Origin of the sequence: Kutzneria kofuensis (genome assembly GCF_014203355.1) — a bacterium.
In the GTDB taxonomy this organism is placed as follows: Bacteria; Actinomycetota; Actinomycetes; order Mycobacteriales; family Pseudonocardiaceae; genus Kutzneria; species Kutzneria kofuensis.
This window is the reverse complement of sequence record NZ_JACHIR010000001.1, coordinates 6,698,980-6,719,565: the sequence shown is the minus strand read 5'-3', so window position 1 is coordinate 6,719,565 and position 20,586 is coordinate 6,698,980. Positions and strand designations below refer to the sequence as shown.

Here is a 20,586-nt window from a genome sequence, read left to right as displayed (position 1 = left end):
CGATGACTAGGCGCTCTGGGCTCAGATTCTCCCGCTCAGACCCTCCTGAGATCCGATGTCTGCGGGTATCGTCTGCACTCCGCACAAGGACGTGTCGAGTGGAGCAGCCCGTGACGAGAAGACCCCTGCTCGCGGCCATCGCGGTCGCGGCGACGCTGGCGACCTGCGCGACCCCGGCCTCCGCCGCCACGGATGCCGCCCACCGACTGGCCACCTGGGGCCCGAGCATGACCATCGGTGGCCCCAACTTCGCCAACCAGACGATCCGGATGGTGGTGCACAGCAGCATCGCCGGCACCTCGCCCCGGATCACCCTGTCCAACCTCCGCGGCACCACGCCGCTGGCGGTCGGCGCCGTCGACGTCGCCGTGCAGAGCGGCGTGGCGACCGCGGTGGCCGGCAGCCACCACACCGTCACCTTCTCGCGGTCGCGGACGCTGACCATCGCCGCCGGCGCGGAGGCGGTCAGCGACCCGATCCCGATGTCCGTCGGCGCCGGCCAGAACCTGCTGGTCAGCGTGTTCCTGCCGAAGGCGACCAGCTCCGCCACCTGGCACTCGGACGCCTTCGACACGACCTTCCTGTCCCTGCCCGGCGACCACAGCCGGGACGACGGCGACGGGAACTACATCGCGGCAAGGACTTCCTGGTTCTATCTGTCCGATGTGGACCTCGTGCCGTCGGTCGCGCGCAGTACCGTGGTGGCGTTCGGGGACTCCATCACCGACGGCTACAACACCCCCACCGGCGCCTACCAGCGCTGGCCCGACGACCTCGCCCGCCGCCTGGCCGCCGCCGGCACGCCGCGGGGCGTCGTGGACGCCGGTCTCGGCGGCAACCGCGTGCTCACCGACGTGCCGAACATCTGGCAGGGCATCAGCGCCCTCAAGCGCTTCGGCCACGACGCCCTCGGCCAGGCCGGCGTCTCGACCGTGATCCTGTTGGAGGGCATCAACGACCTGCACGCCGGCGTGAACACCGCCGGCGGCCCGCTCACCGCCGCGGACCTGATCGGCGGTTACCAGCAGCTCATCGCCCAAGCGCACCGGGCGGGCGTGCGGATCATCGGCGGCACGATCATGCCCGACAACGAGCCGACCGACCGCGAGGCCATGCGCCAGGCCGTCAACGACTGGGTGCGGACCGGCGGAGCCTTCGACGGCGTCGTCGACTTCGACCGGGCCATGGCCGATCCGGCCAACCCGCACAGCCTGAATCCCGCCTACGACTCCGGCGACCACCTGCACCCGAACGCCACCGGCATGCAGGCCATGGCCAACGCGGTGGACCTGAGCCTGATCCGCTGAGGAAAGAGGAAGGCCGCCGGGCCGCGCGTGCGACCCGGCGGCCGGTCCTCAGCCGATCAACTCGAATCCGTCAACCAGGAAATAGGTTCCGTCGATCTTGCTCACCGTCAGGGTGTGCGAGCCGGACGGCAATCCCTTGACCGTGAACACCTTCTGCTGCGCGCCCCGCTGGGCCGTGTTGGCGTCGACCGCCGGCTCGGCCGTGCCGTCCAGCGTCACGCCGATCTTGCCCTCGTCCGAGTTGGTCTCGGTGAGGAAGCTGATCCCGGTGCCCTGGAAGGTGATCGTCGCCGACGCGCCGTCCTGCTGGCTGTAGTGGACGCCGTTGTCCAGATCGCCGTAGTTCCGCGAGCCGCTCGACGACCAGCTGCCGTGGTAGGCGATGCGCAGGTCATCGTCGTCGACCAGAGCGGGCTTGGGGGTGTCCGGGCCGGCGGCGTCGATGATCGCCTGCGCCGCCGGCGGCCAGTTGCCGTCGGGCACCACGGTGGACGGCTGGAACGTGATGTCGGTGCCGTTGTTGTTGTAGTGGTCGGTGTCGGTGAAGTCGTTCTGAATGGTGTCGTCGTGAATGGTCGGCGTCCACAGATTCAGCCACAGGGAGCCGCCGATCGACTTCACCACGTTGTCGTGGGTGTACCAGAGGGAACTTCCCTCGTCGTGGTAAATGGCGTTGCAGCCGTTGATGCATTCGCCGAGCACGTTGCCGGTGAACTCGGACTGCGACGCCTGGCCGCCGAGCGTGTAGATGGGGCCGCCGTCATTGAGCTCACCCATCACGCTGTGCACGTGATTGCCGACGACGTGATTGCCGCCGGTGTAGGTGCTGCCATGCGCACACGGCTGCGGAAGGCCCTGCTTGGCCTGCAGATCGCAGCTCGACGCCCAGCCCCAACCCCAGCCGATGGAAACGCCGGAGTACGGCGTGTAGCCGATGTCGTTGTGCGACAGGGTGGTGTTGCGGCTGTGCCCGACAAGAACGCCGACGGCGTCGGCGAACTCCTGCCCGACGAACTGGATCGTATTGTCGGAGACGGTGTTTCCGCTGGTCATCAGCGCGGTCTGGGTCTGGTAGTAGTCGTCGACCTCGCCCACGGCGACGCCGATGCCGGACGTGTCCGTGACGGTGGAACGGTAGACCGTGGAATCCTGGGTCTGGTCGGCGAGATCGATGCCGCTGGTGCCCAGATTGCGGATCGTGTCGTCGGAGAAGGTGATCCGCTGCCCGCGGTGCACCTGCACGGCGGCGGGAATGCGGATCGGCGAGCGCGTGGTCGGATCCCACAGCACGCCCGCCTGGTTGTCGACGTACCCCTCGGCGGTGGGTGCGTTCCAGGTCGTGTAGGCGAACGTGATGCCGGAGAAGGTGATGTCGTGCACGGGATTCACGACGTCGGGAATCACCGTGACGCCGTCGACGAGCATGTACTGGCCGCCGGTCTTGACCAGCTTGAGCGTGTGCTGCCCCTTGGCCAGGCCGGTGACGCTCACGATCGCCTGCTGGGCAAGGCGTTCCGACGTGGCAGCGGTGACCGTCTGCGTCTTGGCGCCGTCCACGTAGACGTCGATCGTGCCCTCGTCGGAGTTGGTCTCCGACAGCACCTGGATGCCGGTGCCGGTGAAGGTGTAGCTGAAGGAGTCCCCGTCGGTGCTGGTGTAGTGCACGTCGCCGCCGAGATCGCCCAGCGGCCGGCCGTTCTGGTAACCCCAACTGCCGGTGTACGTGGCCCGCCAGTCGCTGTCGTTGAGCGGCGCGAGGTGGCCGGGCGTGCCGCTGACGTCCACCAACTCCTGCGTGGTCGGGAGTTCGACGTCCGCCTTGGCCAGGTTCTGGCCCGGGCGCGGCACGTAGTAGAGGTAGCCGGCGGCGCCGTCGAGGTAGAACTGGCCGGGCGTGCCGAGCAGCTGGTACGCGTTCTCGATCCAGCTGATGCCGTTCAGCGTGGGCAGGCCGGCGCCGTTGAACGGGAAGCCGGGGTTGGGGACGTTGCTGTGGTTGTTGTTCCAGCAGCCCGGGTCGACCATGAGGTCGGAGCCGCCGCTCGCGTTGCGGGTGATCGACGCCAACGGGCAGCGCATCTGCTTCCAGGCGTTGTCGTTGACGACCTCGACCTGGCTCTGGTTCGTCCAGTCGGCGTACGAGCCGTCAGCAGTGGTGAAACCCGTTGCGGTGGTGGAGAAACCCGGCGGGTTGACGGCGCTGCGGGTCCGCTGCGCCCTCGTGCCGTCGACGAACAGGTCCCGGCTCTCGCTGCCCTTGGGCACCTTGGCGCGGTAGATGTTCTTCGCGGCGTCGACCTTGGTGAAGCCGGTGACCCTGGTCGCGCCGCTGAACACCGGGTGCTGGCCGGCGGCCGCCCGGTAGACGACGCTGTGCCCGGGTCGGCCAGAATCCTGCGGGCCCAAGGTGAAGGCGCTGGTGAGCCGGTAGGTGCCGCCGCTCAGTTCGACGACGACATCTCCTTGCTCCTGACGGACCCGGTCCCGTGCGGTGGTCAGAGCGCAGGGCGCCTGGGCGGTGCACAGGCTGCCCCGCCCATCGGGCGAAACGTGCAGAACATCCGAGGTATAACCGGCCACACCCGTGGCGGTAGCGGCTGCTACCAGGTGTGCGGCGACAACGATGGCGAACCGCATCAGACCTCCATCGGACAGACGTCCGATGAATATAGACAGTCGATACCTCCACGGCGAGAGCCAACTTTCAGCGGGACACGCCCGCCCTCGCGACCGCGACCCCGTGCACGCGCGTCGTCACGGACGGCAGACGGTCACCACCGCCGATTGCTAGTCTGTACTGGACTAGTACGGCACAGACCAAGGAGCGGGGATGCGGAAACCGCGAGCGGAGGGTGGACCGGCCGCGCGGGCCGGAGACACCCCACAGAAGCCGCGGGCCAGCAGCGGGTTGTTGTCCACGCTGCTGGAACTCGCCCTGTCGTTCGGGCTCTACTACCTGCTGCGCGCGTTCGGCATCGACGTGTTCTGGGCGCTCACCGCCCCGGCCATCGCAGTCGGGGCCGTGGCGGTCCTGTTCACCGTCCGCCGCGGACGGCTCGACATGATCGGGCTGTTGGTGCTGTGCGAGCTGGCGGTGACGATCGTGCTGTCGGCGGTGACGCAGAGCCCGCTGGTCGCCGCGCTGCGAGAGCCGGCGTACTTCCTCATCGGCGGGGTGTTCTGCCTGGTCACACTGCTGCACCGGGTCCCGTTCAGCCACGCCGCGACGGCCACTCTGGCCACCTTCGGCGACCCGAAGCGCGAGCGGGCGTTCGCCCACGCCTGGGCGGAGGTGCCGCGCTACCGGTTCTGGCAGCGGCTGATCACCGCGTCGTACGGCGTGATCATGGTGGCGTCGGCCCTGATTCGGGCATGGGTGCTCTACTCCGCCACCGACCTCGCGCACGCCATCGACGTGTCGAACGTGATCAGCCTGGTGGCGATCGGCGTGCTCATCGCAACCGGCGCCGTGCTGGTCCAGCCGGCACGAAAGATCATCGAGGCGTTGCTAGGCCGAGGGCAGTAGGCGGGCGCCGGGGCCGGGAGTGGCGGTGACGTCGCGAGGGACGAGGTGGCCGTGCCCGGCGTCGCAGCGGAGCTCGGCGTGCACGGGAGCGCCGCAGTCGCGGTGGTGCAGCAGCAGGGCGGGGCCCTCGGGATCGGCGGCGTGGCGGTCGCCCCAGTCGAGCAGGGCGACCAGGATCGGGTACAGCTCCTTGCCCTTGGCGGTGAGCCGGTACTCGTGACGGGACCGCTGGCCGGGCTCCTGGTAGCTCTGCCGGTCGAGGATGCCGTGCTCGACCAGCGTCGCCAGGCGGGTGGCGAGCAGGTTGCGGGCGACGCCGATGCGCCGCTGGAACTGCTCGAACCGCCGGTTGCCGTAGAACGCCTCGCGCAGGATCAGCAGCGACCACCGCTCGCCCACGATCTGCAGCGTGCGCGCGATCGAACAGTTCTCGGCGCTGTACCCGGTGCTGTCGTCCACCCGACCAGTGTACTCTGAGTTCCGATCTGATACTCAGATGGAGGACCGGGAGCGATGAAGCTGGCCGGCAAGACCGCCTTGGTTGCGGAGAGCGGGAGCGCAGCCGCCGTGGCCACGGTGCTGCGCCGCGCGGGCGCACGCGTGGAAACCACCGACGACATCGAGGCAGCCCTCGCCGAAGCCGCCGCCCGATTCGGCGGCCTCGACATCGTCTTCGCCCCGGCCCACGCCCACACGGTCCACGCCGCGCTGCCCCACCTCCGGGACAACGGCGCCGTCATCCTCTACGGCCGCGCTTCCGCCCACCCGCCGACCGGTCTGCTCGAACCGCGCTGGCTCCGGGTCAACTACGTGACAGCCGACGCCTCCACGCCCCCGGATGAGGTCGCCGAGGCGGTGCTGTTCCTGGCCTCCGACGACGCCTTCACGGTCCAGGGCGAGGAGCTGGTGCTCAACGGCCTCGCCCTGGCCTCCTGACTCAGACGCCGGCGGCGGTCCTGGCCGCGGCGCGCAGGGCCCGCAGCGTCCGGGAGTCGGAGAAGCCGACCGCCCGCGCCGCGCCCTCGACCGTGGTCCCGCTGGCGATCAGGTGCTCGGCCCGCTCCAGCCGCAACGCCTGCTGGTAGCGCAGCGGCGTCAGGCCCGTGGCGTCGCGGAACCGCCGGGTGATGGTGCGCTCGCTGCAGCCGAACTTGCGGCTGAGCTCGGCCAGCCGCAGCGGTTCCGTGTACCGCTCGTCGATCACGTCCTGCAGCCGGTGGACCAGGTCGGACAGGTGGCTGCGGTGCCGCAACAGGGCGCTGACCTGCTCGTCGGTGCCGTTGCGGCGGGCGTAGACGACCAGGGCCCGGGCGATCCGGCCGGCCATGGTCGGACCGTGCCAGGTGGCGATCAGGTGCAGGCACAGGTCGATGCCGCTGGCGATCCCGGCGGACGTGGCCAGATTTCCGTCCACTGTGTACAGGACGTCCCGCACGACCTCCGCCGCCGGGTACCGCGCGGCGAGCTCGTCCTGGAGCTGGTGGTGGGTCGCGCAGCGCCGTCCGTCGAGCAGCCCGGCCCGGCCGAGCGCCTCGGTGGCGGCGCAGACGCTGACGACCATGCCGCCCTGGCGGTGGTGCGAGCGCAGCATCGCCAGGGCGCGTTCGCTGGGGCTGATGTCCTCGAGAGTGGCGCACTGTCGCCCCGGGACGATGACGATGTCGTTGGGGGACAACGTGGGCCACGTCGTCGAGGTCCGCACGGGCAGCAGCTCGGCGGTGACGATCTCGGGCTCGTCGGCCACATAGGACAGTTCGTAGGGCAGGCCGTAGTCGCGCGCGGTGTGGAACACCTCGGCCGGTCCCGCGAGGTCGAGCAGGTACACCTGCGGCTGCACCAGGAACACCACGCGGCGCATCGGACGCCTCCTCAACTAACACGGCCGGGCTGTCCGGCGATGCTAGCGATGGTGTTCATTCCGAGCCGTCATGTCGACCGGATGCATCCGGTTTCTGACTGGAAAACCGGGTCTGCTTGCCCGCGCGGGCAGGCATTGGCCAGCCTGATGCCGCTGAAGCCGAGCGAGCTGGCGGTCACCCGCTCCCAGAACGGCCACAGGTTCGGCAGCACCCGGAGCTGGATGTCGGCCGCCGCGTGCAGCGCGAACAGGTCGCCGACGCGCTCGGCCGGGCCGAGCGGGCGGACGGTGCGGGTCGACACGTGGCAGTAGTCGCCGAACGGCTCGAAGTCGGCGGCCGGCAGCCGGTACGCGTACAGCTCGACGGTCCGCATCGCCTCCAGCCAGCCGTACTCGACGGCGTGCACACGGTCCTCGTCGCCGATGATGCGCGAGCGGTCGTCCTCCGTTGTGGACTCCTGCGCCCACGCCATCGCTCGCGGGCACTGCCGTGGGAACCAGTAGTCGGGCGCCCGCTCGAAGTCCACGGCCCAGACGTAGGCCTCGCGGTATTTGGCCGTCACGGCGACGTGCGGCTCGAAGACGGTGATGGTCGGATCCTCGGAGAAGTGCATAACCTGCCCAGGTTCAGGTCGCATCTCCCCAGGCTATTCGCCCCGCACAAGCCCATTCAGGTGTGCGTAGACGACGGCGTGCACCCGGTCCCGAAGCCCCAGCTTGGCCAGGATCCGCGAGACGTGCGTCTTCACGGTCTCCTCGCCGACGTGCAGCTTGGCGGCGATCTCCGCGTTGCTGTCGGCCGCCGCGACCAGCAGCAGCACTTCCCGCTCACGGGGCGTCAGCTGGCCCAGCTCGCGCGGCTCAACCGGCGGCGCGACGGCCGTGGCGAACCGGGTGATCAGCCGCTGCGTGACCGACGGGTCGATCAGCGCGTCGCCGCGGGCGGCCACCCGCACGGCGGTGATCAGCTCCTCCGGCGGCAGGCTTTTGAGCAGGAAACCGCTGGCCCCGGCGTGCAGGGCCCGGTACACGTACTCGTCGTGGTCGTACGTGGTGAGCACGATGACCTTGGTGCGGTTGCCCGGCGCGGCGAGGATCGCCTCCGTCGCGGCGAGCCCGTCCATCTTCGGCATCCGCACGTCGAGGACGGCCACGTCCGGCCGCAGCCGCTGCGTCTCGGCGACGGCCGCGCTGCCGTCGCCGACCTCGGCCACGCACCGGAACTCGTCCTGGGTGTCGAGGATCGCGCGCATCCCGGAGCGGAACATCGCGTGGTCGTCGGCCAGCAGCACGTCCAGGGTCACGGACCTTCCTCTCTAGCGCTCGGAGCACGAAGGTCCGCGACCACGATCGCAGTGCTGATTGGTTCCGTCGCAAGCTCGGTCACGGACCTTCCTCGCTAACGCTCGGAGCACGAAGGTCCGCGACCACGGTCGCAGTGCCGATTGGTTCCCTCGCAAGCTCGGTCACAGCGGGAACACCACCGCGGTGCGCCACGTCCGGCCGTCGGCCGAGGGGCCGCTGCTGGCGACGCCGTTGAACAGCGTGACCCGGTTGGCGATGCCGGCCAGGCCCCGCTGCTGCCCGTCGGAATGCCGGGCGTTGGCCGGCATCGGGTTGCTGGCGGACAGCACGAGTGAGGTCTCGCCGTAGTCGAGGTGCACGGCGACCTCGGTGCCGTCGCCGTGGCGCAGTGCGTTCGTGAGCATCTCCTGAGCGATCCGGTAGAGCGCGATGTCCAGGGATTCCGGCAGGTCACGCGGGTGGCCGGCGACCACGAGCTCGGCCTGCAGGCCGGCCGCCCGCACGCCGTCGAACAACTCGTCGATGTTGTCCAGGCCGGGCTGGCGGGCGCTGGCGGCGCGGTCGCCGTGCAGCAGGTCGAGCAGGTGCCGGAGCTCGACCATGGCCGAGCGGGCGGCGCTCTCCACCGCCGTCACGGACGCGCCGAGCTTGGCGTCCTGCCGGTCGCCGGCCATGATCAGCCGGGCCGCGCCGGCGTGCACGTTGATCGCGCTGACGTGGTGGGCGATGACGTCGTGCAGGTCGCGGGCGATGGCCGCGCGTTCCTCCACGACCGCCTTGGCCACGGCATCCTTCGCGTCGCGGCGTTCCTGCTCGGCCCGCTGCTCCAGCTCGGCCAGGTAGGCGCGACGGGTGGTGGTGTAGCGGCCGACCAGCCAGGGCAGCAGCCCGAACTCGGCCATGGTGATCGGAATCAGCGCCCAGTTGTGGAACCCGTTGGCGAACACCCGGGCCAGCCCGACACAGGTGGTCGTGGCGGCCATGGTGAACCACGCCGGCCAGCCGCGCAGCCAGGCGCCCGCCCGGTAGCCGGCGATCATCAGGCCGGCGGTGTTGCCGGCCGCGGACGGCCCGATCGCCAGCACGGCCAGGATCTTGACCAGCCCGTGCGCGACGGCGACGAAGCCGGACAGCCGGGCCGGGCCGGCCAGCCACAGGTCGACGGCGATGATCGCGAGCAGCGTGACGATCTGCTCGATGCTGCCGGGCACACAGTCCGCGAAGAACACCAGGCTCACGTCCGTGGCCACGCACAACGCACTGACCAGCAGCGACTGGCGCGCGAGCGTGCCGCGCACGGTCACCTGCATCGTCCCTCCCCTGGTCGGCCCGCCACCGATCATGCGACACCCGCCCCTGACGCCGAGTCCCTCCCTCGGGGGACAATGATCCCTCGCGACCGTGGTTACCGTGGGGCCTTTCGCTCCCTAGCGTTGCCCACGATGAAAGCCACCGTTCTCGCCCTGCTGCTCGGACTGCTGCTGGCCGCGCCGGCGTACGCGGACACCTCGTCCGCGGGCGGCGACGTGCACGTCGCGCAGACGCTCGGCGACCGCGAGCTGACCGTCACGCTGCGGCGGGTCACGGGCGTGCCCGGCCCGCTGCACGTCGACCTGCTCACGCATGCCGGTTCACCGGCGGGAACGCTGCGGCTGTCGATCACCGGTCCGGGCACGTCCGAGGGGACCGCCGTCGCCCTCGGCGCCCGGCCCGGTTCCTACGGCGGCGAGCTGCAGGTGGACGCCGCCGGGCGCTGGGAGCTGGCGATCGACGACGGGCAGCGGGTGGCCCGCATCCCGTTCGTGGTGTCCGAGCAGCCGGTCAGCCCGCCGGAAAAGGCCGTCTACCTGGGCTTTCTCGTGGCCGGCGGCTGCCTGCTGGTGGCGATCGTCGTCGCCACCCGGGCTCGCCGCGGCTGGTGGGCGATGATCCCGGTCGGCGGCGCGATCGCCGGCGTCGCGGTGGCGATCACCGGTGCGGTGCTGTCGACGACGCTGCCGTTGCCGCCGCAGCCCGGCGCGCAGGTGGACGCCGACGGCGTGAACACCACCGACCCGTACGCGCTGGCCCAGCCCTTGACCAGTGACTACTCCCGGCAGCCGGCGAATCTGTCGCTGTCGCCGACTTCGCTTGCCACGCAAGGGAAGTCGACCGTGACCCTGACTCTCACCGACGGCGCCACCGGTCGGCCGGTGGACGACCTGATGGTGCACGACAGCGCGCTGATGCACCTGATCGTCATCGGGCCGTCCGGGCAGCTGTGGCACCTGCACCCGATTCGCGTGGCCCCGGGCGTGTTCCAGTTCCCGCTGACGGCTCCGGTCGCCGGCCACTACGCCGTGTCGGCGGAGCTCGCGCGCATCGGCGGCGGTGTGCAGCTGGTGCGGTCCGCGACCGGCATCGACGCCAGCGGGCCGTCGACCGACACCCCGCAAGCTACGACCGACGTGCACGTGACCGTGCCGGAGTTCACCGCCGGGCAGCCGGGCACGATCGACGCGCACGTCGGCGATGCGGCGGATCTCCAGCCCTGGCTGGGAATGCTCGGTCACATGATCGCTGTGGGGCCGCTCGGCCCGGGTGGCGCGCAGGCCGCGCCCGTGTGGGTGCACGCGCACTCGATGGGCGGCGACATGACCGGCATGGCGATGGCCGCCGGGTCGATGGGCGGGCTGATGCCGGTGAACGGGGACAGCGCGCCGGACGAAACCGTTGCGGCGTACGGGCCGGACGTGGCCTTCACGTACACGTTCCCGCTGCCCGGCGACTATCAGGCCTGGATTCAGGTGGAACGGAACTACCGCGTCGAGACGATCCCGCTGACGATCCATGTCGGCCCGGCATCCGTTGCCAAGCAAGGAAAGCACTCCGTGCAGGCTCGGCTGGCGGGCACCGGGACCGTGGAGCTGGACGTCACGCCGTCGGCCGGGGCGACGGTCACGGTGCAGGCGGTGATGCCGACGACCGGCTACGCGTCGGGCCAGGTTCCCGCCGTGGCAACGGATGTCGACAAGTACCGGGTGGCCGGGCTGCCGCTGATGACGCCGGGTCAGTGGGAGATCATCACCACCGTTCGGGACCAGTCCGGAGTGGACGAACACGTGTCGCCGGTGACGGTGACCGGATGAGGGGGAGGAAATGAGGCCGATCGGGGCCGGATTTGTGTTGTTGGGCACGGGAATATCGATGATCGGCGCGTCATGGGACGTGCAGTGGCACATCGACGTCGGGCCGGACACGTTCTTCACGTTGCCGCACCTGTTCATCTACGCGGGCGCCGCCATCGCCGGCATCGCCAGCCTGGTCGTCGTGCTCGCCGTGACAGCCGCGCAGCGTCGTGGCGAGACGCCCGACCCGAGTGACGGCGGCGTGCCGGTTCGGGTGTTCGGCGGCACGTTCACCGCGCCGCTCGGCTATCTCGTGGCCGGGCTCGGCGCCGCCGCCTTCCTGTTGTACGGCTTGATCGACCTGTGGTGGCACACGGTGTACGGCTTCGACGCGGTGCTGAACTCGCCGCCGCACGTGGCCCTGTTCACCACCAACTCCATCACCATGATCGGCGCCGTGATCATCGCCGCCGCGGCGCGCGAGCAACGCTGGGGCCGGATCGCGATGGCGATCAGCGTGCCGGTGCTGATGACCTTCTTCCCGATCACCGCCAACGCGTTCCAGGGCGTTCCGCTGCCGTTCGACACCATCGTGGCCGCCACTGTGCTGATCATCGTCCTGATGCTCGTGGTCACCCGGGTCGCCATCGGCCGCCCCGGCGCCGCGTTGGGCACCGCCGCCGCTCTGCTGGCCATGCAAGCGATCCTGTGGGTGTTCACGCCCTGGGCCACCGAGACCTACGCCGCCGCCGTCGGCCTGCCGCTGCGGGACGGTCTCGGCGGCGAGCCGTCGCTCATCCCGGCCGGCATACCGTTGGCCGGCCTCGTCGCCGCCGCCGCGATCGAACTGCTGCTCAAGCGCGGCCCCGCGCTGGCCGGCGGCATCGCGGGCCTGGTCCTCGGGCTCACGTTCGTCCTGCAACGGGACTGGCTCGGCTTCGCCCCACCGGTGACCGCGCTGACCCTCATCGCCACCACCATCGCCGGCGGGCTGTTCGGGCTGCTGGGTGGCTATCTCGGCGCCCGGTTCGGCGCGATGCTGCGAATCAGGGAGAAGGTGGCGGCGTGATCAGGCGTCTCCTTGTCGTGCTGGCGGTTCTGGCGCTGTCGGTCGGCACCGCCACGCCGGCGATGGCGTACGAGCCGGTCAACATCGTGCACACCGAACGGGTGCAGGTCGGCCCCTACGGCCTCACCGTCGGCTTCTCCACCTGGCCGCTGCGGGCCATGCAGTCGCTGGACTTCACGTTCATCCCCGACGGCGGCATCGACGGCAAGTCCGGCACCTTCGTCCGCACCGGGCCGTCCGGCTCGCACACCTACCCCATCCCGCTCGCGCGCCACCCGCGCAAGCGGGACGTGTGGGGCCTGGACGTGTTCGCCCTCCAGGTGCAGGGCACCTGGAAGTTCACCTTCGCCATCGACGGCCCGCAGGGGCACGGCGAAGGCACGCTGTCGAACCTCCAGGTGCTGGCCCAGCCCGGTCCGCCGCTCGCACTGAGCTGGGTCGTCTGTTCGCTGCCGTTCGCCGGGCTGATCGCGTTCCTGGTGATCGCCTGGCGCCGCAGCAAGCCGCAGCTGGCCCTGGCCTAGGTGTTCTGCACGTGCTGCCAGCCGAAGCGCCCCTTGATGCAGAGGTTGCCGTGGGTCACCGAGCTGTCGTGCGGCGAGGTGACCTTCACGATCTCGTTGTCCTGCACGTGAAGGGTGAGGTTGCAGCCGACGCCGCAGAAGGTGCAGACGGTGGTGGTGGCGGTCTGCTTGGACTCGTCCCAGGTGCCCTCGGCCCGCTTGTCGTACTCACGGCGGAAGCTGAGGGCGCCGGTGGGGCAGACCTCGATGCAGTTGCCGCAGTACACGCAGGCACTGTCCGGTAGCGGGGCGGAGAACTCCGTGGAGATGCGGGAGTCGAAGCCCCGGCCGGCGACGGCGATGGCGAAGGTGTTCTGCCACTGGTCGCCGCAGGCGTCGACGCACTTGTAGCACAGGATGCACTTGGAGTAGTCCCGCACGTAGAGCGCGTTGTCCACGTGCGCGGGCTGGGCGACGGTGGCGGCGTCGGGGCCGAAGCGCGTGGGGTCGGCCCCGACCTCGGCCATCCACTCCGCCACCTGCGGAGTGGTGGACAGATCGGTTGCGGAGCCCAGAAGTTCGAGCACCATGCGCCGGCTGTGCCGGGTCCGCTCGGTGTCCGTGCGCACAACCATGCCGGGCTCGACCTTGCGCGAGCAGGACGGCACGAGCGTGCGGGAGCCCTCGACCTCGACCATGCACACGCGGCACGCGTTGGCCGGTTCTAGGGTGTCGCCGTAGCAGAGCGTGGGCATGTCCTTGCAGGCACTGAGGATCGTGGACCCCTCGGGCACGGCGACCTGCTCACCGTCCAAGGTGAACTCCACCAGCCGGCGGGGTAGTCCGATGTCGACAACGGTCACAGCTGCACCCCGAGTCGGTCGATGGCGGATTCGATGGCGTTCCAGGCGGTCTGCCCGAGACCGCAGATGGACGAGTCCCGCATCACGCGGCCGACGTCCCGCAGCAGCACCAGGTCCTGGGAATCGCCTTCCCGCCGAACGATCCGGTGCAGCGCCTCCTCCTGGCGCACGGTGCCGATCCGGCACGGCACGCACTGCCCGCACGACTCGTCCCGGAAGAACTCGGCTATCCGCAAGAGGAATCCGCCGACATCGACGGTGCCGTCCAGGACGAGCACGACGCCGGAGCCGAGGGTGGTGCCGGCGGCGCGAGCGTCCTCCATGGTCAGCGGCAGGTCGATCTCGTCGGGCCGGACGAACCCGCCGGCCGCGCCGCCGAGCAGCACCGCCCGCAGGTCCTCGACGCCGCCGGCAAGGTCGAGCAGTTCCCGCAGCGTGGTGCCGAACGCCACCTCGTAGACACCGGGCCGAGGCACGGTTCCCGAGACGCAGAACAGCTTGGAGCCGGTGGACTGCGCGGTGCCGATCTTCTGGTACGCCTGGCCACCCTCGGTGAGGATGAGCAGCACGTTGGCCAGCGTCTCCACGTTGTTGACCACGGTCGGCTTGCCGAACAGGCCCTTCTCCACCGGGAACGGCGGCTTGCTGCGGGGTTCGCCGCGGAAGCCCTCGATGGAGTTGAAGATCGCGGTCTCCTCGCCGCAGATGTACGCCCCCGCGCCGCGCCGGATCTCGATGTCGAACTCGAACCCCGGCTGCCCCATGATGTTCGTGCCGAGGAAGCCACGCTCCCGCGCCACGTCGATGGCGTTCTGCAAGCGGGTGAACGCCTGTGGGTACTCACCGCGGATGTACAGATACCCACGGGTGCACCCGGTCGCGTACGCGGCGACGGTCATCGCCTCGATCACCGCGAACGGGTCGCCCTCCATCAGCACGCGGTCCTTGAACGTGCCCGGTTCGCTCTCGTCGGCGTTGCACACCAGGTAGTGCGGCCGCTCCGGCTGCCCGGCGGTCGCCGCCCACTTGCGGCCGGTCGGGAACGCCGCCCCGCCACGGCCCATCAGCTTGGCCTCGGTGACCTCACGGATCACGTCCTGCGGCCCGAGCAGGAAGGCGTTGCGCAGCGCCGCATATCCGCCGGCGGCGCGATAGTCGTCGAGGCTGGACGGATCCACCACGCCGACCCGCCGCAGCAGCCGCAGCGACGGGTCTCCCTTCTGCGGCAGCGGAAGCTCCGGCATCAGGTACTCGGATCCGACACCCGCCTCGACGGCCAGCGCCGCCGGCGCGCGTTCGCAGACCCCCAGGCACGGGCTGCGAACCACGTAGTCGGTCTGCGCGGCCGCCAGCGCCTCGGCGCCGTTGACCTTGCAGGCCAGGTCCACGCAGACGTGCACGACCTTGCGCGGCCGCTCCTCCATCGCGAACAGCGAGTAGAAGGTGGCCACGCCGTAGGCCTCCGCGGGCGGCACGGACAGCCGCCGGCAGATGTGGTTCAACGCGCCCTCGCTGATCCACCCCACGGCGTCGTTGGCCGCGTGCAGCGCCGGCAGCAGTTGGTCCCGGCCGCAATCGGTGCCGTCCAACGCGGCGTCGATCGCGTCCTGTTCCACTGTGGACGGTGCTGCCTCCAGAAATCGCAGATCCATCAGTGGTTCACCAGCTTGTCGGACCCGAGCTTGTCGACCCGGATCGCGGCCGCCTTGTACTCGGCGGTGCCGGCGACCGGGTCGGTGGCCTCGATGGTGATCACGTTGGTGTCGACCTCGTCCGGGAAGTGGAACGTCATGAAGGCCAGCCCCGGCCGCAGCCCCTCGTCGATGCGCACCGGCGCGACGATGGCGCCGCGCCGCGACGAGACCTGCACCAGCTCGTCCTCGACGACGCCGAGGTCGGAGGCGTCCTGGGGACACAGGTCCAGGGTCTCGCCGCGACGCAGCGGGGACGAGAAGCCGCCCGACTGCACGCCCGTGTTGTAGGAGTCCAGTCGCCGTCCGGTGGTCAGCCGGAGCGGGAACTCCGGGCTGAGCTCGTCCACCGGCGGGCTGTGCCGCAGCACCGAGAACGGCGCCGGCCGACCCCGTTTCACCGGGTCGGTCTCCCACAACCGGGCGTGCAGGTACGTCGGCTCCAGGCTGTCCTCGTCCGGGCAGGGCCACTGGATGCCCCCGAGGTCGGCCAGCCGGGCGTAGCTCATCCCCCGGTGCATGGGGGACAGCGACCGCATCTCGTCCCACACCTGCTCCGCGCTGTCGTAGTGCCAGTCGTGACCCAGGCGCCGCGCCAGCTCGCAGAGCAGTTCGATGTCGTCGCGCGCGCCGTCGGGCGCGTCGACCGCCTTGCGCACCCGCTGCACCCGACGCTCGCTGTTGGTGAACGTGCCGTCCGTCTCGCACCACGCGGCCGACGCCGGCAGCACGACGTGCGCCAGCTGGGCGGTCTTGGTGAGGAAGATGTCCTGCACCACCACGTGATCCAGATTGGACAGACGCTTGACCGTGTGCTCGCAGTCCGCCTCGGACTGCACGGGATTCTCGCCGATGATGTACACGGTCGTCATGTCGCCGCGTTCCATCGCCTCCAGCATCTGCGTGAGGTTCCAGCCCTTGTACGGCGGGATCTGCGCGCCCCACGCGGCGTCGAAGACCTCGCGCACGGACGCGTCCTCGATGTCCTGGAAGCCGGGCAGCCGGTCCGGGATCGCGCCCATGTCCCCGCCGCCCTGCACGTTGTTCTGGCCGCGCAACGGGTTCAGCCCGGCCCCGTAGCGGCCGACCTGTCCGGTCAGCAGCGACAGGTTGATCAGCGACAGCACGTTGTCGGTGCCGTTGTGGTGCTCGGTGATGCCCAGCGTCCACGACATCTGCGCCCGGTCGGCCCGCGCGTAGGCGTGGGCCAGCTCCCGGATCAGCTCGGCCGGCACACCGGTTTCCAGCTCCGCCACCGGCAGCGTCCACTCCTCCACCGACGCGGCGTACTCCTCGAAGCCCTCGGTGCCGCGCTCGATGAACGACCGGTTGGCCAGGCCGGAGTGGATGATCTCGCGGGCGATGGCGCTGGCCAGCGGGATGTCCGTGCCCACGTTGAGCCGCAGCCACCTGTGCGCCCACTTGGCCGTGCTGGTCAGCCGCGGGTCGACGACGTAGAGCTTCGCGCCCCTGTGCACGGCCTTGAGCACGTGCTGGAAGAAGATCGGGTGCGCCTCGCGGGCGTTGGAGCCCCACAGCACGATCAGGTCGGCGTCCTCGATCTCCTGGTAGGAGGACGTGCCGCCGCCGCTGCCGAACACCTTGGCCAGGCCCGCGACGCTGGGGGCATGGCAGGTGCGGTTGCAGGAGTCGACGTTGTTGGTGCCGATGACCGCGCGGGCGAACTTCTGCGCCACGTAGTTCATCTCGTTGGTGGCCCGCGCGCACGAGAACATGCCGAACGCGTTCGCGCCGCCGGCGGCGATGTTGCGCCGGAAGCCCTCCGCGGCCCGGTCCAGGGCCTCGTCCCAGCTCGCCGGCCGCAGTATGCCCGCGTCGCGGACAAGCGGCTGGGTGAGTCGGACGTAGGGTTCCCGCTTCCTCCGGCCCATCACGCCTCCCGTGTCTCCAGTCCACCTTCTTGTGCAGACTGTATGCGATCTACGATATTCGCCTAGCACGATTCAGGGCAAGCAGGTCCACCGCCGCGTAGACGTTGCGCAGGGTGGGCGCGGGCACGCCGGTGAGGTCGGCCAGCTCCACCACCGCGCCGATGATCGCGTCGGTTTCCAGGGCCTTTCCGGCCTCGAGGTCCTGCAGCATCGAGGTCTTGTGGTGGCCGACCCGGCGCGCCCCGTCGATGCGCTTCTCGATGGACACCGACGGCTCCGCGCCGGCCGCCCGCGCGATGGCGACGGTCTCGGCCATCATCGCCGCGACGACCGCCCTGGTGTCGTCGTGCGCGCAGATCTCCGCCATGGTGGCGCCGGTCAGCGCGCTGAGCGGATTGAACGCCACGTTGCCCATGAGCTTGATCCAGATGTCGTCGCGCAGCCGCGCCTCGACCGGGCACTTCAGCCCGCCGGCGATCATCGCCGCGGACAGGTCCCGGCAACGCCGCGAGATCGTGCCGTCGGGCTCGCCGATGGAGAACCGCGTGCCCTCCAGGTGCCGGATCACGCCCGGCTCCTCGATCTCCGTTGAGCAGTAGACGACGCAGCCGATCGCGCGGCGCACGTCGAGCACCTCGCTGACGGCGCCGCCGGGGTCGACCGCCTCGATCCGCTGCCCCTCCAGCGGATGCCCGGCCAGGCCGTGGAAGTACCACCACGGGATGCCGTTCTGCGCGGCGACGACGGCCGTGTCGGGGCCGAGCAGCGGCGCGAGCAGCTTGCCGCACGACGCGTACGAGTTGGCTTTCAGGCCGAGGAAGACGAAGTCGGCCTCGCCGACCTCGCCCGGGTCGTCAGTGGCCGGCGGACGGGCGGTGAAGTCGCCGCGCGGGCTGAGCACCCGCACGCCGTCGCGGCGCATGGCCGCCAGGTGCGCGCCGCGCGCGATGAGATGGACGTCGACACCGGCCCTGTGCAGGGCCGCCCCCACATAGGCGCCGATGGCCCCGGCGCCGAGAACAGCGACTTTCATGGCTCACCTCAGGTGTCGGCGGAGATTGAATACAGTATGCGATCTGCGGACGTTCGACGGTAGACCCGCGTGGGTGTTACGTCCCGTAGCAAGTCGATTGCCCTGTGTGCACGATTTGGGGTAGTATGGGCACGCAAGGTGACAAGCCCCACGTGGAGTGTCTTTTGCATACGAAATTCTGTAACCTTTAAGCACCGATCCCCTTGTTCGAGGAGGCACCTGGTGAGCGAGCCCGCGACACCGTTCCCCGGCGGAGCGGTCAACCGACGCCGGGCGGCCCGCGGCACGCTCGGCGGCTCGGCCGGTCGCAAGGTGGAGCGCCCCGCCCCGCTGCGGCAGGCCGTCTACGAGGCGCTCATCGAGTTGATCGTCAACCGCACCCTCCAGCCGGGACAGCACCTCGTCGAGATCGAGCTGGCGGAGTACCTGGGGGTCAGCCGCCAGCCCGTTCGTGAGGCGCTGCAACGGCTTCAGACCGAGGGCTGGGTGGATCTGCGCCCGGCCCAGGGCGCATTCGTGCACACGCCGACCGAGGAGGAGGCCGACCAGCTGCTCAGCGTGCGGAGCGTGCTGGAGACGCACTCCGCGAAGTTGGCGGCCGGCCGCGCCACTCCGGCGGACGTCGACCTGCTACGGGACCTCCAGGAGGACGGCGTCAAGGCGCTGGCCGACCTCGACGTGCACCGGCTGGTCGAGGCCAACGCCAATCTGCACGCCTTCATCACCAAGCTCTCCGGCAACGCGGTGCTGGCCGAGCTGATCGGCTTGGTGGACCGCAGGGTGCGCTGGTACTACACCCCGATCGCGCAGCCCCGGGGGGAAGACGCCTGGGCCGAGCACGAACAGCTGATCGAAGCCATCGCCGCCGGCGACAGCGAGGAGGCCAGCCGGATCATGACCGTGCACACGGAACGGACCCGACTGGCCTACCTCAACGAGAATGCTCGGAGCAAGAGCAGCTAGGCGGTGGTTGGGGCGCCGAAGCCCGAGGCCGCGGCCGACACCGTGGTCTTGGTCTTCGGTCGTCCCGGCTGGTGCAGGAACAGAGTGAGCCCGGCCGCGACAAGCGCGATGCAGCCGGCCAGGATGTACGCGCCGGTGTAACCCCACGCGGTGACCACCATGGCGCCGAGACCGCCGCCGCCGACACCGCCCACGAGCTTGGCGCTGTACACCAGGCCGTAGTTGGTGGCGTTGTAGTTCTCACCGAAGTAGTCCGGCACCAGGGCCGCGAACAGCGGATAGAACGCACCGCTGCCGAAGCCGACCAGGAACGCGAAAATCATGAACAGCGCGATGTTCTCCGTGTTGCCGGAGTAGACGAGGCCGAACTGGGCCACGCCCGCGATCAGCAGCACCACGGTGAGCGTCTGCCGACGTCCGATGTGGTCGGACAGCCAGCCGACCAGCGCCCGCCCTGTACCGTTCACAATGGACAGAATGCCGGCCGACGACGCCGCCACGAACGGCCCGAAGTGGCTGGCCGTCGCGAACTGCACCTGGAAGTTGATCCCGAACAACGACACGCCGCCGATGATGACCAGCGTGACCCACATCAGTGGCAGCATGCCGGTGCGGATGGCCTCCATCGGCGTGTACTGGCGCACCGCGGGCGGGTTCTTGGCCAGGCTCCTGTTGGTTTTGGTGTTGCGGGCCCATTCCTTCGGGTCGATGTGCTCGGGCCACCAGTTCTTCGGCGGGTCCCGGAACATCAGGCCGCAGGCGGCCACCACGATCAGCATGTACAGGCCGATCACCGACAGGATGGCGGTGGTGCTCCCCGGGGTGAGCACGGCGCTGAAGATGTAGATGAACGGCACCGCCCCGTAGGCGAAGCCACCGTTGACGAACCCGGTCCGCGCGCCGCGCTTCTCCGGGTACCACTTGCCGACCATGTTGATGCAGGTGGCGTACACCAGGCCCGCGCCGATGCCGCCGCAGACCGAGTAGCCGGCGAAGGCCAGCCCGAGGCTGCCACTGTAAGCGATGGTGAAATAGCCGACGCCCGACAACACCGCGCCCAACAACATTGCCGAACGGGCCGACACCACGTTGCGCTCCCGTAACCGTCCCGCGGGGAACGCGATGGCGGCCTGGAAGACCGCCCACACCGTCGCCAACCAGAACACCTCGGTCAGCGTCCAACCGTTCTTCTGTTGCAGCGTCTTGACGACGGCACCCCAGCCGTACTCGTAGACGCTCACCGCGATCATCGCGACCCATGGCAGCCAGACCATCCAGGCTCGGGAACGCCCCATGATGTCCCGGGGACTCTCGCCGATCCGGTAGACCCTGCCGTTGTCGTCAGTCAACTCCCTGTAACTGGTGGAACTTGTGGTCATCAGAGCCTCTTTCGTGCGTGCGAGTCCCCAGTTCCCCTGTGTGTCCCTCCGAAGGCGTCTATTGATCACGAGTGAAAGCGGCTAGGTCTG

18 protein-coding genes are annotated in these 20,586 nt (G+C 69.9%); 7 read left to right on the top strand and 11 right to left on the bottom strand.

Going from position 1 to position 20,586, the window contains the following annotated elements; genetic code table 11:
- Window positions 1-110: 110 nt before the first annotated feature.
- Window positions 111-1,307, top strand: a complete 1,197-nt coding sequence (locus BJ998_RS31150) for an SGNH/GDSL hydrolase family protein (RefSeq protein WP_221338183.1) — start codon at window positions 111-113, stop codon at window positions 1,305-1,307.
- Window positions 1,308-1,355: 48 nt separating this feature from the next.
- Here the strand turns inward: BJ998_RS31150 and BJ998_RS31145 are convergent, their stop codons facing one another.
- Window positions 1,356-3,944, bottom strand: a complete 2,589-nt coding sequence (locus BJ998_RS31145) for a right-handed parallel beta-helix repeat-containing protein (RefSeq protein WP_184866894.1) — start codon at window positions 3,942-3,944, stop codon at window positions 1,356-1,358.
- A gap of 193 nt (window positions 3,945-4,137) precedes the next feature.
- Between BJ998_RS31145 and BJ998_RS31140 the strand changes: the two genes are divergently transcribed.
- Window positions 4,138-4,833 (top strand): VC0807 family protein, encoded by a 696-nt coding sequence (locus tag BJ998_RS31140; RefSeq protein WP_184866893.1) that lies wholly within the window; start codon window positions 4,138-4,140, stop codon window positions 4,831-4,833.
- Here the strand turns inward: BJ998_RS31140 and BJ998_RS31135 are convergent.
- Entirely contained in the window at window positions 4,816-5,292 is a 477-nt protein-coding gene (locus BJ998_RS31135; RefSeq protein WP_184866892.1) for a winged helix-turn-helix transcriptional regulator, read from the bottom strand. The genes BJ998_RS31140 and BJ998_RS31135 overlap by 18 nt on opposite strands.
- 54 nt (window positions 5,293-5,346) lie before the next feature.
- Between BJ998_RS31135 and BJ998_RS31130 the strand changes: the two genes are divergently transcribed.
- The gene (locus tag BJ998_RS31130; RefSeq protein ID WP_184866891.1) at window positions 5,347-5,769 is read left to right on the top strand and encodes a Rossmann-fold NAD(P)-binding domain-containing protein; all 423 of its coding nucleotides are present in this window, start codon (window positions 5,347-5,349) and stop codon (window positions 5,767-5,769) included.
- A 1-nt stretch (window position 5,770) separates the two neighbouring features.
- Here the strand turns inward: BJ998_RS31130 and BJ998_RS31125 are convergent, their stop codons facing one another.
- From BJ998_RS31125 to BJ998_RS31110, 4 genes are all read right to left on the bottom strand, one after another.
- Window positions 5,771-6,691: a GlxA family transcriptional regulator gene (locus tag BJ998_RS31125; protein ID WP_184866890.1), complete on the bottom strand. Its 921-nt coding sequence runs from the start codon at window positions 6,689-6,691 to the stop codon at window positions 5,771-5,773.
- A 68-nt stretch (window positions 6,692-6,759) separates the two neighbouring features.
- Window positions 6,760-7,329: a DUF6886 family protein gene (locus BJ998_RS31120; protein WP_184866889.1), complete on the bottom strand. Its 570-nt coding sequence runs from the start codon at window positions 7,327-7,329 to the stop codon at window positions 6,760-6,762.
- A gap of 9 nt (window positions 7,330-7,338) precedes the next feature.
- Window positions 7,339-7,995 (bottom strand): response regulator, encoded by a 657-nt coding sequence (locus tag BJ998_RS31115; RefSeq protein ID WP_184866888.1) that lies wholly within the window; start codon window positions 7,993-7,995, stop codon window positions 7,339-7,341.
- A gap of 162 nt (window positions 7,996-8,157) precedes the next feature.
- Entirely contained in the window at window positions 8,158-9,306 is a 1,149-nt protein-coding gene (locus tag BJ998_RS31110; RefSeq protein WP_184866887.1) for a sensor histidine kinase, read from the bottom strand.
- A 132-nt stretch (window positions 9,307-9,438) separates the two neighbouring features.
- On the opposite strand from BJ998_RS31110, the gene BJ998_RS31105 reads away from it, so the two are divergent.
- Genes BJ998_RS31105 through BJ998_RS31095 form a run of 3 tightly spaced genes read left to right on the top strand, consistent with a single transcriptional unit; the run spans window position 9,439 to window position 12,696 of the window.
- Window positions 9,439-11,124, top strand: a complete 1,686-nt coding sequence (locus BJ998_RS31105) for a DUF8832 domain-containing protein (RefSeq protein WP_246488694.1) — start codon at window positions 9,439-9,441, stop codon at window positions 11,122-11,124.
- A 10-nt stretch (window positions 11,125-11,134) separates the two neighbouring features.
- Entirely contained in the window at window positions 11,135-12,172 is a 1,038-nt protein-coding gene (locus tag BJ998_RS31100) for a hypothetical protein (RefSeq protein WP_184866886.1), read from the top strand.
- Window positions 12,169-12,696 carry a hypothetical protein gene (locus BJ998_RS31095; protein WP_184866885.1) on the top strand — a complete coding sequence of 176 codons (528 nt, stop codon included), beginning with the start codon at window positions 12,169-12,171 and terminating at the stop codon, window positions 12,694-12,696. The genes BJ998_RS31100 and BJ998_RS31095 overlap by 4 nt, the downstream gene beginning before the upstream one ends.
- On the opposite strand, the gene BJ998_RS31090 is transcribed toward BJ998_RS31095, so the two are convergent.
- The 4 genes from BJ998_RS31090 to BJ998_RS31075 are packed head-to-tail and all read right to left on the bottom strand — an operon-like array spanning window position 12,693 to window position 18,154.
- Entirely contained in the window at window positions 12,693-13,538 is an 846-nt protein-coding gene (locus tag BJ998_RS31090; RefSeq protein WP_184866884.1) for a 2Fe-2S iron-sulfur cluster-binding protein, read from the bottom strand. The two genes, BJ998_RS31095 and BJ998_RS31090, sit on opposite strands and share 4 nt — an antisense overlap.
- Window positions 13,535-15,190 carry an NADH-ubiquinone oxidoreductase-F iron-sulfur binding region domain-containing protein gene (locus BJ998_RS31085; protein WP_184866883.1) on the bottom strand — a complete coding sequence of 552 codons (1,656 nt, stop codon included), beginning with the start codon at window positions 15,188-15,190 and terminating at the stop codon, window positions 13,535-13,537. The genes BJ998_RS31090 and BJ998_RS31085 overlap by 4 nt, the downstream gene beginning before the upstream one ends.
- Entirely contained in the window at window positions 15,190-17,121 is a 1,932-nt protein-coding gene (locus tag BJ998_RS31080; protein WP_184866882.1) for a molybdopterin oxidoreductase family protein, read from the bottom strand. The genes BJ998_RS31085 and BJ998_RS31080 overlap by 1 nt, the downstream gene beginning before the upstream one ends.
- A gap of 49 nt (window positions 17,122-17,170) precedes the next feature.
- Window positions 17,171-18,154: a 2-dehydropantoate 2-reductase gene (locus tag BJ998_RS31075; protein WP_184866881.1), complete on the bottom strand. Its 984-nt coding sequence runs from the start codon at window positions 18,152-18,154 to the stop codon at window positions 17,171-17,173.
- A gap of 222 nt (window positions 18,155-18,376) precedes the next feature.
- Here BJ998_RS31075 and BJ998_RS31070 point away from each other — a divergent pair, with 222 nt between their 5' ends.
- The gene (locus BJ998_RS31070) at window positions 18,377-19,117 is read left to right on the top strand and encodes a GntR family transcriptional regulator (protein ID WP_184866880.1); all 741 of its coding nucleotides are present in this window, start codon (window positions 18,377-18,379) and stop codon (window positions 19,115-19,117) included.
- On the opposite strand, the gene BJ998_RS31065 is transcribed toward BJ998_RS31070, so the two are convergent.
- On the bottom strand, window positions 19,114-20,496 hold the full coding sequence (locus BJ998_RS31065) for an OFA family MFS transporter (protein ID WP_184866879.1): 1,383 nt from the start codon (window positions 20,494-20,496) through the stop codon (window positions 19,114-19,116). The genes BJ998_RS31070 and BJ998_RS31065 overlap by 4 nt on opposite strands.
- Window positions 20,497-20,586 lie beyond the last annotated feature (90 nt).

Coding starts and splice junctions, on each gene's coding strand:
- BJ998_RS31145 (WP_184866894.1), bottom strand. CDS start 3,944: ATGCGGTTCGCCATCGTTGTCGCCGCACACCTGGTAGCAGCCGCTACC.
- BJ998_RS31140 (WP_184866893.1), top strand. CDS start 4,138: ATGCGGAAACCGCGAGCGGAGGGTGGACCGGCCGCGCGGGCCGGAGAC.
- BJ998_RS31130 (WP_184866891.1), top strand. CDS start 5,347: ATGAAGCTGGCCGGCAAGACCGCCTTGGTTGCGGAGAGCGGGAGCGCA.
- BJ998_RS31125 (WP_184866890.1), bottom strand. CDS start 6,691: ATGCGCCGCGTGGTGTTCCTGGTGCAGCCGCAGGTGTACCTGCTCGAC.
- BJ998_RS31120 (WP_184866889.1), bottom strand. CDS start 7,329: ATGCGACCTGAACCTGGGCAGGTTATGCACTTCTCCGAGGATCCGACC.
- BJ998_RS31110 (WP_184866887.1), bottom strand. CDS start 9,306: ATGCAGGTGACCGTGCGCGGCACGCTCGCGCGCCAGTCGCTGCTGGTC.
- BJ998_RS31105 (WP_246488694.1), top strand. CDS start 9,439: ATGAAAGCCACCGTTCTCGCCCTGCTGCTCGGACTGCTGCTGGCCGCG.
- BJ998_RS31100 (WP_184866886.1), top strand. CDS start 11,135: ATGAGGCCGATCGGGGCCGGATTTGTGTTGTTGGGCACGGGAATATCG.
- BJ998_RS31085 (WP_184866883.1), bottom strand. CDS start 15,190: ATGGATCTGCGATTTCTGGAGGCAGCACCGTCCACAGTGGAACAGGAC.
- BJ998_RS31080 (WP_184866882.1), bottom strand. CDS start 17,121: ATGGGCCGGAGGAAGCGGGAACCCTACGTCCGACTCACCCAGCCGCTT.
- BJ998_RS31075 (WP_184866881.1), bottom strand. CDS start 18,154: ATGAAAGTCGCTGTTCTCGGCGCCGGGGCCATCGGCGCCTATGTGGGG.
- BJ998_RS31065 (WP_184866879.1), bottom strand. CDS start 20,496: ATGACCACAAGTTCCACCAGTTACAGGGAGTTGACTGACGACAACGGC.